The 14497-nt window shown below is 62.9% G+C and carries 7 protein-coding genes and 1 pseudogene; 5 read left to right on the top strand and 3 right to left on the bottom strand.

Annotated features, from left to right (window positions below; all coding sequences use genetic code 11):
* Window positions 1-127: 127 nt before the first annotated feature.
* The 3 genes from QCE49_RS19160 to QCE49_RS19150 form a co-directional block, all read right to left on the bottom strand.
* Window positions 128-1099 carry a ParB/RepB/Spo0J family partition protein gene (locus QCE49_RS19160; RefSeq protein WP_008347132.1) on the bottom strand — a complete coding sequence of 324 codons (972 nt, stop codon included), beginning with the start codon at window positions 1097-1099 and terminating at the stop codon, window positions 128-130.
* Window positions 1100-2278: a ParA family protein gene (locus QCE49_RS19155; protein WP_008347131.1), complete on the bottom strand. Its 1179-nt coding sequence runs from the start codon at window positions 2276-2278 to the stop codon at window positions 1100-1102. It lies immediately after the preceding gene.
* A 173-nt stretch (window positions 2279-2451) separates the two neighbouring features.
* On the bottom strand, window positions 2452-3933 hold the full coding sequence (locus tag QCE49_RS19150; protein ID WP_250458112.1) for a site-specific integrase: 1482 nt from the start codon (window positions 3931-3933) through the stop codon (window positions 2452-2454).
* Window positions 3934-4630: 697 nt separating this feature from the next.
* On the opposite strand from QCE49_RS19150, the gene QCE49_RS19145 reads away from it, so the two are divergent.
* The 5 genes and pseudogenes from QCE49_RS19145 to QCE49_RS19125 form a co-directional block, all read left to right on the top strand.
* Window positions 4631-5974 carry an Nramp family divalent metal transporter gene (locus tag QCE49_RS19145; RefSeq protein ID WP_250458105.1) on the top strand — a complete coding sequence of 448 codons (1344 nt, stop codon included), beginning with the start codon at window positions 4631-4633 and terminating at the stop codon, window positions 5972-5974.
* 37 nt (window positions 5975-6011) lie between these two features.
* Window positions 6012-7175: a dienelactone hydrolase family protein gene (locus tag QCE49_RS19140; RefSeq protein WP_250458106.1), complete on the top strand. Its 1164-nt coding sequence runs from the start codon at window positions 6012-6014 to the stop codon at window positions 7173-7175.
* A gap of 157 nt (window positions 7176-7332) precedes the next feature.
* Window positions 7333-11022 (top strand): autotransporter outer membrane beta-barrel domain-containing protein, encoded by a 3690-nt coding sequence (locus QCE49_RS19135; protein ID WP_309806306.1) that lies wholly within the window; start codon window positions 7333-7335, stop codon window positions 11020-11022.
* A 43-nt stretch (window positions 11023-11065) separates the two neighbouring features.
* Entirely contained in the window at window positions 11066-13372 is a 2307-nt protein-coding gene (locus QCE49_RS19130; RefSeq protein ID WP_250458109.1) for a cytochrome P450/oxidoreductase, read from the top strand.
* A gap of 905 nt (window positions 13373-14277) precedes the next feature.
* Window positions 14278-14497 (top strand): annotated as a pseudogene (locus QCE49_RS19125) (acetyl-CoA C-acetyltransferase); the annotation flags it as partial.

Below are 14497 nucleotides of genomic sequence, written 5' to 3'. Positions count from 1 at the left end.
ACATAGCACCCTCAGGTTTGCCACTACGCTAAGTCTCTGATTTGCAAAGAGGTTCTACTAGGTTCAGTGTCAACGACTTTCCGGTTCTCGTTAAGTCATTGATTTAAAAGAAAACTCTAGTAGAGCCTCAGTCTTGCTCCGATTCACTTAGTGTCTTGTTGATGAAGTCAGCAATGCGCTGTCCCCATTGCTCTGCGTCGCCCGCGTCCTTCTCGAAGAAACGAACTCCCACCACACCATTTCGCGTGGACACTTCGCAGACCTTCCTGCGGCCCGCTCGGACCACTGTTGCGCTTGGAGTCACTGCGCGCGGCTTTTCCGCGACGAGGGCGACCGCCTTGTCCTGCGTAAAATTCTCGTCTTCGACCAACCGTCGGACGGCTTCGACGACCTTTTCCGCCTTGCCGGCTTCTGTTAGCGCCGCGAGCTTTTGCGCGGCATTGCTGCCGAGTCGCTCTGGCTTTTCGGCGAGTGCGGCTTTGGCTGCCTCTGGAAGGGCGTCGAATGAGAAGATTCGCGTGACGTGACTCTTGCTCAATCCGGCGCTTTCAGAGATTTCCGTGCGCGAGAGTCCGCTCAATTCCTGCAATCGTTTGAAGTTCCAATACTTCTCGAAATCCGTAAGCGATGGCGATAGCAGGTTCGAGAAGAACGCCGCGAACTCGATTTCCCCTTCTTCGATCGAAGCAACGTTGGCGCGTATCGTCGATCGTCCGAGTTCCCGGTATGCAGCGACGCGGTTATGTCCCGCAACGATCTCGTAACGAGCATCCGGCAAAGCGCGCACCAGAATAGGCGTGGCGAGCGCGTGTTGCGCGAGATTGCTCTTCAACTCCTGGAACTGCTCGGCCGTGAGTTTGCGACGCCGTCCGCTGACTTCCACGAGCGCATCGAGCGGCACTTCGAGCGCCGCTCGTTCCTCGAGTTGCGACTCAAGTTCTTTGATGCGCGCCTGCGCCGTATTGATGCGATGCTGCGCATCCATCAACCGACCGGGAGACGTACGCGGTTCCGTGCTGACTGGACGCGCTTGCGTTCCTTCTGTGGGCTTACTGCCGATGTTCGCTGTCTTGGCGAGGAGTCTGTCCCCGATGCCCATTTAATCCTCCGTCTGATTCCACGCGCGGGCGAACTGCGCGTCGAGATGCTCGGCGAGCCGGTCGAGCGGCTCTTTGAATCGGTTGTAAGCGGCCGTGCTGCCGTCCGGCTTCGACAAGTCATATACCGTCGACAATTGCGCCGACGCACCTTTTGGTACGGTCGACTCCGGAATCTCGAAAGGCAGGACGCGATCGCCGTATGCTTTCTGAAGCCAACCGCGCACAACACGCGACACGTCATCCGACTTGGCTTTAGTCAGAATCACATTCACGAAGTCGAAGCGCTTTTGCTCGAGCACGCCCGGCAGCTTCTTGGCGATGTCCGCAAAGAGATGCCAGAACTGTGTCGAGCTTGCGAAATCCAGCGCCTCGGGCGGGCAGGGCAGCAGAATCGCATCCGACGCGAGCAGCGCGTTGATGGTGAGATAGCTGAGCGCCGGAGGCGTGTCGATGACGACCGCGTCGTACTCTTCCGTCAGCGGCATGAGGCCTTTGCGGACGATTTCCCAGAATTCGAACGTGCTGTCGTTCAGCACCTTGGCGGGAATCTCGAACTCCGCATCGAAGAGCGATGACGAAGCCGGGATGAGATCCAAGTTATGCCAGTACGTTTCCTGCACTGCATAGTGCAACGTCTGCTGATCGCCGTAGATCAGCGGAAGAAGGGTCTGATCGTCCGAGATTTCGGCGTCGGGCGCCCAGCCGCATAGCTGTGTCGTCGTGCCCTGCGGATCGCAGTCGATGACCAGCACTCTGCGGCCGAGCAGCGTCAGGGCCTGTGCGGCCGAGACGGCGGTTGTGGTCTTGGCGACGCCACCTTTGAAGTTCGCGACGGTCACGATCCGCCCGCGCTTGCCTTCAGGCCGGCGGGGGCGTTCTTTCGTCGCGCGGATCCATGTGAGCGCTTCTTCGAGCGTGAATTCCTTGCTGCGGCCCGCGCCCTTGGACGTGCCCGCTGGCAGCTCGCCCTTGGTCGTCAGGTACTGGAACCGCTGCTTGTCGATGCCGCAGAGCGACGCGACCTGCGCGCTCGTGAATGTTGGTGCGCTTTTGCGCGGATACGGCTCCAACATTGCATCGCGGATCTGATTGAGAATGTCAGTGGCTTGGGCGGCCACCCCCAAGAGCGTTTCGATCGAAACGGATTGATCGACTTCGGGAAGCCGAGCGCTTAGCATGGAATTCGCAGTCACTGGCGGGCCTGGGTAAGCAAATAATTCTTCGGTTTGTGGAAAACAAGCTGCAAACCGAAGAATAAACGGCGAACCGGTAAACCTCAAGTAAACTCTGAAGTACTTGATCGCCCGCAGCGGACATTTTTACAACGCTCGACGCTCGTGTAAACGCGAAATTAGGACCGATCCGAAGGTTTACGCGTTAACGAGATGCCGCGAATCAACTTCTCGATGCCAAGGAAACGCCCCGCGTCTTCGTTTTCCAGATACAGAGCGGTGGTCGAAACATCGGAATGGCCGAGTCCGGCGCTGACCTCGCGCAGATCCGCGCCGTGTCCGAGCGCGTGCGTCGAATGTGTGTGGCGCAGCCAATGCGTACTCGCGCGAGTCAGGTGCCTGCCAGCGCCGGGCGCATGAGATTCCATCAATGCGGCCGCGTTCGAGAAAATCGTCTTGAACATTTTCCCAATGCCGTCGGGCGTCAATGACTGTCCGCCGCGCGCCTGAGCCAGTATTGGCGTGCCTTCGGCGCAATCCAACGGGCGCGGCAGTCCGCGCATCGCCAGGTTTTCGATGAGCGTTTCGACGACGATCGGCGGCAAAAGCACCGTCCGCGTCGCGCCGCGGCCGCCATCGACGGCAAGTCGCCAGACCACGCCGTCCACGCCGGAAAGACGCCCGGCGCTGAGCGCGTCGGTGGTTGCGAATGCGAGTTCGGCCCGTCGCAGGCCCGTGGCGTACGCGAGAAGCAGCGCCAATTTGTCGCGATGCTCGGCGAACGAGTATTCGGTCCGTTCGACCGATTGCAACACGCATTTCCACTGCGTCAGATCGAGCGACCGCGTCGCCGAATCGAATACCGGCGGCGTCGCGACACGCGCAAATCCGGCAAACGGATTGGCCGCCAGATAACCTTCGCCGACGAGCCACTCGCACATGGCGCCCAATATCGACCGGGCCGTTTCGCGGCTGCGATCGGAAAGCGGGCCGGCAAAAGGGCGCCAGTCGGCAAAACAACGCTCAGGGCGACCCTTCGCGATCCAGCGCGCCGCCGGCTGCGGATCCGCGAGAAAAACACCGACGTACTCGGCGCAATCGGCTGCATCGAGAGACGAAATCGGCTTGCCTTTCTCGATCAACGCCCACAGCAGCAGGCGTTCCGCCTCCCGCCGATAGGCACGCCGCGTGTGCGTACTGTTTGACCGGGCCTCCAGCCAAGCGGTGATCGCGCGGATGTCCGTATCGAATCGCGGGTGCGTGTGCGCCCGATTCGACCCTTTCGATCCGTCGAGCGCCAGCGGAACCCGCAACGTTTCAAGGGGAGAAATGGCGATCGAGTCGCTTGCGTCGACGTCCGCGCTTTGCGTCGACACGACGTCTCCGGGCTGCCACTGGCGCCGAGGCACGAGCGCGGCCGGCGAAAGCGTGTGCCGGAGTGCCTCGGCGTGGAGTTGCAGCCAGTCGACCACGCGTTGCGCGCCTTTTGGACCGAGCCGTGGCACGGCCGCATACCACCGATGCCGTCGCCGCTCGATGAGTTCGATGACATCCGCGAGCGTCGAAAGTCCGGCGGCAGTCAATCGCGCGGCGACGGCCGGCTCGAACCAGCCATCGACCGGATGATCCGGACGTGGATCCTGTGCGAGCGACGCCTCCATGCGCGCGAGCGCGTCCGCCTGCCGGCGACGCAATCGGGCGTTACGCGCCGCGCGCCGATCGAGAGCAGGCGAGCTCTCGGGCGGATAAGCCTCCTCGTAAAGCGCGAGCAGTTCCGATTCGCCGTACACGCCGTCCGGATCGATTTTTTCGCGGAACGCGTCGAGCGGCGGGGCGACGGCGGCGGGCGGCGGCTCGAACAGCGGGATGCTGCCGGGACGAAGCCGCAGCAGGTGAGCCGCGTCCGTGTCCCGTGCGCGGCGTGCGAGAACGGAAAGCGTGTCGCGCAGCGCCTCGATCAGCCGTCGAGTCGAGCGTACATCGGCGCTGGAATCGCCATACGATGCATGCAACTGTGCTTCGGAAACGCCGTCGAGATAACCGCGATAAAGCGCGAAGTGTTGACGCGTGAGACGGCTCGGCGCATTCGCCTGCCCCGAGTTATCTGCCAAGCGCTCTCTGGAGCGCCCTGTGTTGTCTGGCATTTATCCTTACGTTTCAGTGATTTGGGCGAAGGTTAGCAACCGACTTCGAATTTGACAAGGAAAATCGCTACGTCTGATAAGTCCGATTATCAGACGCGAAGCACAGGGCTGCGGCATCTGTAACCAACGCCCGTCCGATGCGCTTGAATGTTCACTCGCCGCGGCGCATATTTTCACAACATCCACAGCAGGTTTCCGCAGGAGAAACGAGCCGATGCTTGATCCTGTACGCCCCGCTTCGAAACCGCCCGAGCAGGACGACGCGTTCCGCCCGAGCCTCCCCGAGGTGTACGCGTCGGTTCATGTGCCCGAAACCGGCCGATGGATTCGGCGCTTCCTCGCGTTCGCGGGTCCCGGCTACATGATTTCGGTCGGCTATATGGACCCGGGCAACTGGGCAACCGACATCGCTGGCGGCTCGCGCTTCGGCTACACCTTGCTCGCCGTCATCCTGTTGTCGAACCTGATGGCGATTCTGCTTCAGGCGCTCGCCGTCCGACTGGGCGTCGCGACCGGGCGCGATCTGGCGCAAGCCTGCCGCGATCATTATCCGAAGCCGGTGAACTTCGCCCTGTGGCTCGCCTGCGAAGCGGCGATCGTCGCGTGCGATCTGGCCGAGGTGATCGGCACCGCGATCGCGCTGCAACTGCTCTTCGGCATCCCGCTGATCGCGGGCGCGCTCCTGACCGCGCTCGATGCCTTCCTTCTGCTGCTTCTCATCAACAAAGGCTTCCGTCTGCTGGAAGCCTTCGTCATCGCGCTTCTGGTCGTGATCGCGAGCTGCTTCGCGTTGCAGATCGCCGCTGCCGCGCCGCCGTTCGCCGAAGTCCTGCGCGGCTTCATCCCGTCGCCGCGCATCGTCGCCGATCGCGAAATGCTGTATGTCGCCATCGGCATCCTCGGCGCGACGGTCATGCCGCACAACCTTTACCTGCATTCGTCGATCGTGCAGACGCGCGCGTATGGCAAGTCCGTCACGGCCCGGCGCGCTGCGATTCGCTGGGCGACGATTGACAGCACCATCGCGCTGACGCTCGCGCTTTTCATCAACGCGGCGATCCTGATCGTCGCCGCCGCGGTGTTTCACGCGAACGGTCACGACGAGGTCGCGGAAATCGGCGATGCGTTCCGCCTGCTTTCGCCGCTCCTCGGCCTGAGCATCGCATCGACGCTCTTCGCGGTGGCATTGCTCGCGTCGGGCCTGAACTCGACCGTGACCGCGACGCTCGCCGGCCAGATCGTGATGGAAGGTTTTCTGCGCCTGCGCATACCGAACTGGGCGCGGCGTCTCATCACGCGCGCGATCGCCATCGTTCCCGTGATCGTCGTGACGGCGATCTACGGCGAAAAGGGCACCGGCCAGTTGCTCGTGCTGAGCCAGGTCATTTTGTCGATGCAACTGCCATTCGCCGTCATTCCGCTGGTGCGCTTCGTATCGGACCGGCGAAAAATGGGCGTCTTCGCGATTTCGCGCTGGACGAGCGCGCTGGCGTGGCTCGTCGCGGCCGTGATCGTCGCGCTCAACGTGAAGCTGCTCGCGGACACGCTGACGTCGTAAGCGCAAGAACAACTTCTATATATAAGGAGACGCAGATATGAGCGGCAGCTTCATCGACATCGCGCTTCGCGCCGGCACGATCATTCCGGCTTACGTCACGCAGCCCGCGAAAGGTTCGGGACCGGGCATCGTGTTGCTGCACGACGCGGCCGGCCTCGACGAATTCGTCATGCGCTCCGCCGATCTGTACGCCGAAGAAGGGTACGTCGTGATCGCGCCGCAACTTCCCGGGCACGATCCGCAACCCGGCGGTATCGCCGCGGACAATTTCGCGGCGCTCGTCGATGCCCTGCGCGCGTTGCCGCAGCACGCCGGCAAAGTGGGCGTGATCGGGTACGGGCGCGGCGGCCGCTTCGCGACGCGCATCGCCGCGCAGGCCGACGTCGATTGCGCTGCCTGCTACTACGCGGACGATTTCAGCGCCTGTCTCGCCGATATCCCGACGATCCGCTGCCCGATGGTCTTCCACTTCGCCGAACGCGCGGCGCACGATGCGCGCGAAGTCGAGCCGGCGCTCACGGGCAGACCGCACATCGAACGCTATGTTTATCCGGGCGCGTCGGCGGGCTTCATCGTTTCGGATTCCGCGCACTACGACAAACCCGCCGCGCTGATGGCGTACTCACGCACGCTTTCGATGTTGCGCAAGGTGCTCGGTCCGCACTTCGATCTGAATCACTTGTGGGAGCAGCACTGCTATTTCGAATTCGCCACGCGCGACGTCGACGCCGTCATGCCGACGATGGTCGCCGAGCCATACGTGAACCACGTCCCGACGATGACAGGCGGCGTTGGGCACGATCAGTTGAAGCGTTTCTATCGATATCACTTCGTCCACTCGAATCCCGCCGATACGAAGCTGATTCCGGTATCGCGCACGATCGGCGCGGATCGCGTCGTCGACGAATTCGTGTTCTGTGCAACGCATAGTTGCGAAATCGACTGGCTGCTGCCCGGCCTCGCGCCGACGGGAAAATACTTCGAGGTTCCGATGCTAGCCGTTATCCGCTTTCGCGGCGACAAGCTCTACAACGAGCATATCTACTGGGATCAGGCTTCGGTGCTGGTGCAGATCGGCGTGCTGAACCCCGAAGGGCTGCCGGTCGCGGGCCGGCGAACGGCCGAAAAGTTGATCGACGAAACATTGCCGAGCAACGCGTTGATGCCCAATTGGGCATCGAGCGAGGGCAAGCCCATCTGAAGCGGCAAGCGATCAAGCGGACATTGCTGACGCGCAATGCGTGGACTACTCTGAGCAAAAACGTTGACGAGAAGCAGCAATCAGCGGGCCGATCATCGTCGCAACGATGCGAAGCACTGCTGATAAAAATGAAATCGTCAGCGGAGCCGGAGAACCCATGCGCCGCTTTTCGCTTCCGATGCGATCGACGCCGCTCGCTCATGCGTTATCGCTTGCGTTCGGCGTGTCCTGTCTCGTTCGCGTGGCGCCCGCTGTCGCCGGGTGCGACAGGACTGCGCCGCAGTCCAATCAGACCGCGACTTGCGATACACGCTCGCCCAATCCTTCGAACGTATCGGTCATCGCGGTGCCGGGCAGCGTCAACGTGACGATCAACGTGTTGACGGGCGTCGAACTCGACATTGCCGGCAACGGGCTATTCGTGCGCAACACCAGCACGGCGACCAACGAGGGCACGTTGCAAATCACAGGTGACGGTTCCGACGCCATGACGTCGCAAAGCGCGACGACCGGGCGCAACACGCTCGTCAATCGCGGCGCGATCTTCACGGTCGGCATGAATTCGGAAGCGATGTTCAACAACGCCGCCGCCGTCACGATGCGCAACGAGGCAGGCGGCACGCTCACGACGAGCGGTGCAAGCGCTTCGGCGATGAACGACTTCGCCAGTCCGGGCGGCGGCACGTTGGTCAACGATGGCGCGATCGCGACGAGCGGGGCGGGTTCTCATGGCATGGCGGCGCGAACCAGCGGCGACACGCTCGTGAACAATGGCGCCATCACGACGACCGGCGCGAGCGCAAACGGCATGTTCGTGGCCGGTACACCGGGCCAGAACGTCGTGACCAACAACGGCACCATCGACGTGTCGGGCAACAACGCGTCCGGCATCGTTTCGCAGGATGCGACGCCCGGCGCGATCACCAACACAGGATCGATCGTCGCGCGTGGCGCGGGCGGGGCGGGCGTGTCGCTCGCGAATGCGGCGTCCGTCACGAATGCGGCGGGCGCGAGCATCGTCAGCCAGCAGGCGGGCGGCATCGTCGCGAATCGGGGTGGCGCGATCGACAACGCCGGCACGATTCAGGGCGCGACCGGCGTGACGATTGCCAATGGCGCAGAAACGATCGGCAACAGCGGCGCGATTCGCGGCACGAGCGCGGAGGCGATTGCCGCGACCGGCAAGATCAACGTGTCGATCATCAATAGCGGGACCATTGCGGGGGGCGCGGGCGTCGCCGTACGCACCGATACCGGTAACGATACTTTCGACATGAACGGCGGCGTCGTCACCGGACAGATTCGCCAGGGCGACGGCGCCGACACCGCCACGATGACAGGCGGACAGATCGATTCCATCGATCAGGGCGACGGGCGCGACACGTTCTCGATATCGGGCGGGCGCGTGCTTGGCACGCTCGCGAACGGCGACGTCGTGAAGATCACTGGCGGGCGCCTCGCAACGGTGGATTTGAATGTCGGAAACAACGTGTTCGACATGTCGGGCGGACAGGTCGACGGCAACGTGACCGCCGCGCAGAACGACGACACGTTCACGCTGTCGGGCGGGACGATCGGCGGACGCGTCGATCTCGGCAGCGGCACGAACTCGCTGGCGATCGCGGGCGGCTCGATCGGGCAAGGAGTGACGACGACTTTCGGCGTCGATACGCTGATCTGGAGCGGCGGCACGATCGCCGGGCCGGTGTCGCTCGGAGCGGGCAACGATTCGGCGGTGATCCGCAATCTGAACGACGCGACGCTCGCCGCGACCACGAGCTTCGATGGCGGTGCGGGCACCGATTCGCTCACGTTCGACAACGTGCAGGCAAGCGGCCTCGCGCGCTTTTCGAATTGGGAGACGGTGAACGCGTCGAACAATACGCAACTCACATTCGACGCGAAAGGTCTGACGCTCGGCGATGCCGCGACCGGAACCGGCGCGCTCAATCTCGACGCGACGAGCACGATTTTCGCGGGCGGCATCGGACGCACGTCGGTACAGCCGGCGATCGCGGGGCGACTTGTCGCGCTGAACAACGCGGGCACGATCGATCTGACGAACGGCGGTTCGAGCACGAGCGATGCGTTCGTGGTGAACGGCAACTACACCGGCAACGACGGACGGCTTCTCGTGCAGAGCGTGCTCGGCGCGGACGGCGCGCCGAGCGACCGGCTCGTGATCGCACAAGGCGCGGGTGCGGGAACGACGTCGATCGGCGTGACGAATGTCGGCGGCATCGGCGGCCTGACGGTGAACGACGGCATTCTGGTCGTGCAGGCGACGAACGGGGCGACGACGTCGGCGGGGGCGTTTTCGCTCGCACATCCGCTGGAGGTGGGCGCTTACAGGTATTTCCTGTTCAAGGGCGGTGTGAGTGACGGAACGGCGGACAACTGGTATCTGCGTTCGAGCGTGCCGCCCGCGCCTGCTGTGCCTGTGCCTGTGCCTGTGCCTGTGCCTATGCCGACGCCGACGCCGGTGCCTACGCCAACGCCATCGCCGACGCCAACACCAACACCAACGCCAACGCCAACGCCAACACCAACACCAACGCCAACGCCAACACCAACGCCAACGCCAACACCAACGCCAACACCAACGCCAACACCAACGCCAACGCCAACGCCAACGCCAACGCCAACGCCAACGCCAACGCCAACGCCAACGCCAACGCCGACGCCAACGCCAACGCCAACGCCAACGCCAACGCCGACGCCGACGCCGACGCCGCCGTCCCCACCAACACTGACGCCGGCTCCGACGCCCACGCCCACGCCAAGTCCAACACCGACGCCAACGCCAGCCCCAACGCCCGAACCCATACCAACCGCCGCCGCGGGTACACCACCGCTGCCGCCGCCACCGCCGCCCGGCGCGGCGCCGATCCCGCTCTATCGGATGGAAGTGCCCGTCTACGCAGAGCTGTCGCCGATCGTCCGCGAACTCGCGATCCAGCAGATCGGCACATTCCACGAACGTCAGGGCGAGCAGTCGCTGCTGACGGAAACCGGCGCGCTGCCCGCCGCGTGGTCGCGCGTTTGGGGCGGCCACGCGACCCAGCACAACAGCGGCGCGGCCGATCCCGAATTCAGCGGCGGCATCGGCGGCCTGCAGGTCGGCCACGATATCCATGCCGATGCGACGCCGGCCGGTCATCGAAATCACTACGGCTTCTTCCTCGGCTTCGCGCGCGCGAGCGGCGACGTCGACGGTTTTGCACTCGGCTTTCCGAACTCGAGCGTCGGCCACCTGTCGATCAACGCGTACAGCGCGGGGCTGTACTGGACGCACATCGGCCCGGGCGGCTGGTACACCGACGCCGTGCTGCTCGGCAGTTCGCTCACCGCCGATCCGCAATCGAACCGCGGCGTCGGCGCGACGACGCACGGCAGCGCGTTCGCCGCATCGGTCGAAGCGGGTCTGCCGATTCCGCTATCCGCCCGCCTCGCGATCGAACCGCAAGCGCAACTCATCTGGCAACACGCGAATCTCCACGACATCGACGACGGCATTTCGTCCGTGTCCTTCGACCAAGCGAGCGGCTTCGTCGGCCGGCTCGGCGTGCGCCTCTACGGTCATTTCGATGCGGCCCGCACGACCTTCGAGCCGTATGTGACCGCGAACCTGTGGCGCTACTTCGGCGCGACGGACACCACGACGTTCGCGGGCACGACCGTCATTCCGACGAACGTCTCCGCGACGACCGCGCAATTCGGCGCGGGCATCGTCGCGAAAGTGAGCGCGCGCGGCAGTCTCTTCGCGAACCTCGTGTATTCGACGAACATCGGCGGTTCGCATCGCGATTCCATCGGCGGAGGATTGGGCGTGCGCTGGAAGTGGTGACGCGTTGCATACTGTGGTCACGCGAAAAAAACAGGAGACGAGCATGACCGCTGCGCCGCATTGCCCATTCCACGTCAAAGCACCGAACGGCTGCCCGATCAGCGCGGGCGCGGCCGAGTTCGATCCGTTCGGCGACGGCTATCAGCAAGACCCGCCCGAATACGTGCGATGGGCGCGCGAACAGGAACCGGTGTTCTACAGCCCGAAGCTCGGCTATTGGGTCGTCACGCGCTACGACGACATCAAGGCGATTTTCCGCGACAACATCACGTTCAGTCCGTCGATCGCGCTCGAGAAAATCACGCCGACCGGCTCGGAAGCGAACGCGGTGCTCGCGTCCTACGGATTCGCGCTGAACCGCACGCTCGTCAACGAGGACGAGCCCGCGCACATGCCGCGCCGCCGCGCGCTGATGGATCCGTTCACGCCCGAAGCGCTCGCGCATCACGAGCCGATGGTGCGTGCGCTCGCGCGCGAGTACGTCGATCGCTTCATCGACGATGGCCGCGCCGATCTCGTCGATCAGATGTTGTGGGAAGTGCCGCTCACCGTCGCGCTGCATTTTCTTGGCGTGCCCGAAGAAGACATGGACACGCTGCGCCGCTATTCGATTGCGCACACGGTCAACACATGGGGACGGCCGAAGCCCGAGGAACAGGTCGAAGTCGCGCACGCGGTCGGCAAGTTCTGGCAATACGCGGGCAAAGTGCTCGACAAGATGCGCGAAGATCCGTCCGGCCCCGGCTGGATGCAATACGGCATCCGCAAGCAGAAGGAGCTGCCCGAAGTCGTCACCGACTCTTATCTGCATTCGATGATGATGGCGGGCATCGTCGCCGCGCACGAGACGACGGCCAACGCGACCGCGAACGCGATGAAACTGCTGCTGCAACACCCCGACGCCTGGCGCGACATCTGCGACGACCCGAGCCTGATTCCCAACGCAGTCGAAGAGTGCTTGCGGCATAACGGCTCGGTCGCTGCATGGCGACGGCTAGCGACGAAGGACGTGACGATCGGCGGCATCGAGATCGCGGCGGGATCGAAGCTGTTGATCGTGACGTCGTCGGCGAATCACGATCAACATCAGTTCGCCGATGCCGATCTTTTCGACATCCGCCGCGAAAACGCCAGCGATCAGCTGACGTTCGGCTATGGCGCGCATCAGTGCATGGGCAAGAATCTCGCGCGCATGGAGATGCAGGTTTTTCTGGACGAGCTCACGCGCCGTCTGCCGCACATGCGCCTCGCCGAACAACGCTTCACGTATGTGCCGAACACGTCGTTTCGCGGGCCGGAGCATCTATATGTGGAATGGGATCCGGCGATGAATCCCGAGCGCGCCGATTCATCGGTGCGCGAGCCGCGCGCGGTCGTGCGGATCGGCGAGCCGTCGTTGCATGCGGTGAGCCGCGCGGTGATCGTCGATTCGGTCGAGACCTGCGCGGATCGCATCGTGCGCGTGCGGCTCGTGTCGGCGAACGGACGCGATCTGCCGCGCTGGACGGCGGGCTCGCATATCGATGTCGTGTGCGGCGAGACCGGCATCTCGCGCCAGTATTCGCTGTGCGGCGATCCCGCCGACGCCCGCGCGTTCGAAATCGCCGTGCTGCGCGAGAGCGAGAGCCGTGGCGGTTCGGCGTGGGTGCACGAGAACGTGAAGCCGGGCGCGCACTGGCGCATTCGCGGCCCGCGCAATCACTTTCGTCTCGACGAGACCGCGAAGAAGCTCGTGCTGATCGCGGGCGGCATCGGCATTACGCCGATCAGCGCGATGGCGCGTCGCGCGCGTTCGCTCGGCATCGACTACGAAGTGCACTACAGCGGACGCTCGCGCGCGTCCATGGCCCTTCTCGATGAAATGCGCGCGCTGCACGGCGAGCGTCTGCGCGCGTACGTCTCGGAAGAGGGTGTGCGCAACGACTTCGCCGCGCTCGCCGTGGAGGAGGGCACGCGCGTTTATGCGTGCGGCCCGGCGCGGATGCTCGACGCGCTCGCCGACGCGAGCGCGTCGTGGCCCGAAGACGCGCTTCGAATCGAGCATTTCGAATCGAAGATCGGCACGCTCGATCCCGAAAAGGAACGCGCGTTCGAAGTCGAACTGAAGGATTCCGGCCTCGTCCTGACCGTCCCGGCCGATCAGACACTGCTCAGGACGCTCAGACGCGCGAACGTCGATGTTCAGAGCGACTGCGAAGAAGGGCTGTGCGGATCGTGCGAGGTGCGCGTGCTGGAAGGCGAGATCGATCACCGCGACGTGGTGCTGACCCGAGGCGAACGCCAGTCGAACAATCGCATGATGACGTGCTGTTCACGCGCGAAGGGCAAAAGGCTCGTTCTGGCGCTGTGAAGGTTTGGCCGAATGTCGGGCGGCTTTTGCTGCCGTCCGACACAATTACTTTTTGTTGACGGATGTCAAACTGCCGCAGCAATTGGCAATCGATTAATGGCTCGCACTTTCATCATGGCGTCATATGTGTCCGAATAACCACGTCGATTAAAGATCGAATGGTTATACCCAGTAGTTAATTCGAATATAACGTTAAAGACGGCGCAAACCTTTTCAATGTAGCGCATGCTTCAAATGCCGGGCTTAGGTATTACCTAATTACCTGAATTCGCGCAAAGTGATCATACAACCGCGCAATTTTCACCGTAATATAGGATGATTATTGAACGTGCGTTCGAGTAATTCGCGAATTTCTTACATGAAAGATAAGCGGTTTTTCCGCGATCTAGGGTTTTTACCTACTAATATGAAATTTTTTACGCATGTTTTGCGTTTAGAATTGTTACTAATTTGGTGCGTCGCACAAGCACGCACGACCGAATAACTTCCGATAAACCTTGCTGCACGACTGCGCGAAATTCGCGCGGTGGAATTGCGTCTGCGCGATTTGCGCGGCAAGGCGAAAGAGAAGGGCGGTGCTGAACCTGAGAGATTTTATTAAAGGCCCATATAAATGGACCACGCAATTGGCTGCACGTTTGCCGCATCCCGTTCGGGATTTTCTATGCGGAAGAGACCGCGTCCTTCAGGCGAGGTCATCCCGCAGTCGGCGCGACGCCCTTTGAAAGTCGCTCGCTCAAGCATCGGACGGTCGGACATCGCTCCGCAATCGACGCTGCGCATCAATCGCCCGGGTTCGAATCGAACTCACCGAATCCATTCGTAATGGATGCGTTTCCGTATCGCGTGCATCGCTTCGCAAACGGAAGTCCGTTGACGCTTTCGCAGTTTCACGAGGATAGAAAATGACTGACGTAGTGATCGTATCGGCCGCGCGTACGGCGGTAGGCAAATTCGGCGGCTCGCTCGCGAAAATCGCGGCGCCGGAACTGGGCGCGACGGTCATCAAGGCCGTGCTGGAGCGCGCGGGCGTGAAGCCGGATCAGGTGAGCGAAGTGATCCTGGGCCAAGTGCTCGCGGCCGGTTCGGGCCAGAATCCGGCGCGCCAGTCGCTCATCAAGGCGG

This window comes from Caballeronia sp. LZ008, assembly GCF_031451435.1.
GTDB lineage: Bacteria > Pseudomonadota > Gammaproteobacteria > Burkholderiales > Burkholderiaceae > Caballeronia > Caballeronia zhejiangensis.
The sequence above is the reverse complement of the archived record's forward strand: the minus strand, read 5'-3'. Positions and strand labels throughout refer to the sequence as shown.

Excerpts from the sequence above, each read along its gene's own strand:
- QCE49_RS19160 (WP_008347132.1), bottom strand. The coding sequence starts at position 1,099 with ATGGGCATCGGGGACAGACTCCTCGCCAAGACAGCGAACATCGGCAGT.
- QCE49_RS19155 (WP_008347131.1), bottom strand. The coding sequence starts at position 2,278 with ATGCTAAGCGCTCGGCTTCCCGAAGTCGATCAATCCGTTTCGATCGAA.
- QCE49_RS19150 (WP_250458112.1), bottom strand. The coding sequence starts at position 3,933 with ATGGAGGCGTCGCTCGCACAGGATCCACGTCCGGATCATCCGGTCGAT.
- QCE49_RS19145 (WP_250458105.1), top strand. The coding sequence starts at position 4,631 with ATGCTTGATCCTGTACGCCCCGCTTCGAAACCGCCCGAGCAGGACGAC.
- QCE49_RS19140 (WP_250458106.1), top strand. The coding sequence starts at position 6,012 with ATGAGCGGCAGCTTCATCGACATCGCGCTTCGCGCCGGCACGATCATT.
- QCE49_RS19135 (WP_309806306.1), top strand. The coding sequence starts at position 7,333 with ATGCGCCGCTTTTCGCTTCCGATGCGATCGACGCCGCTCGCTCATGCG.
- QCE49_RS19130 (WP_250458109.1), top strand. The coding sequence starts at position 11,066 with ATGACCGCTGCGCCGCATTGCCCATTCCACGTCAAAGCACCGAACGGC.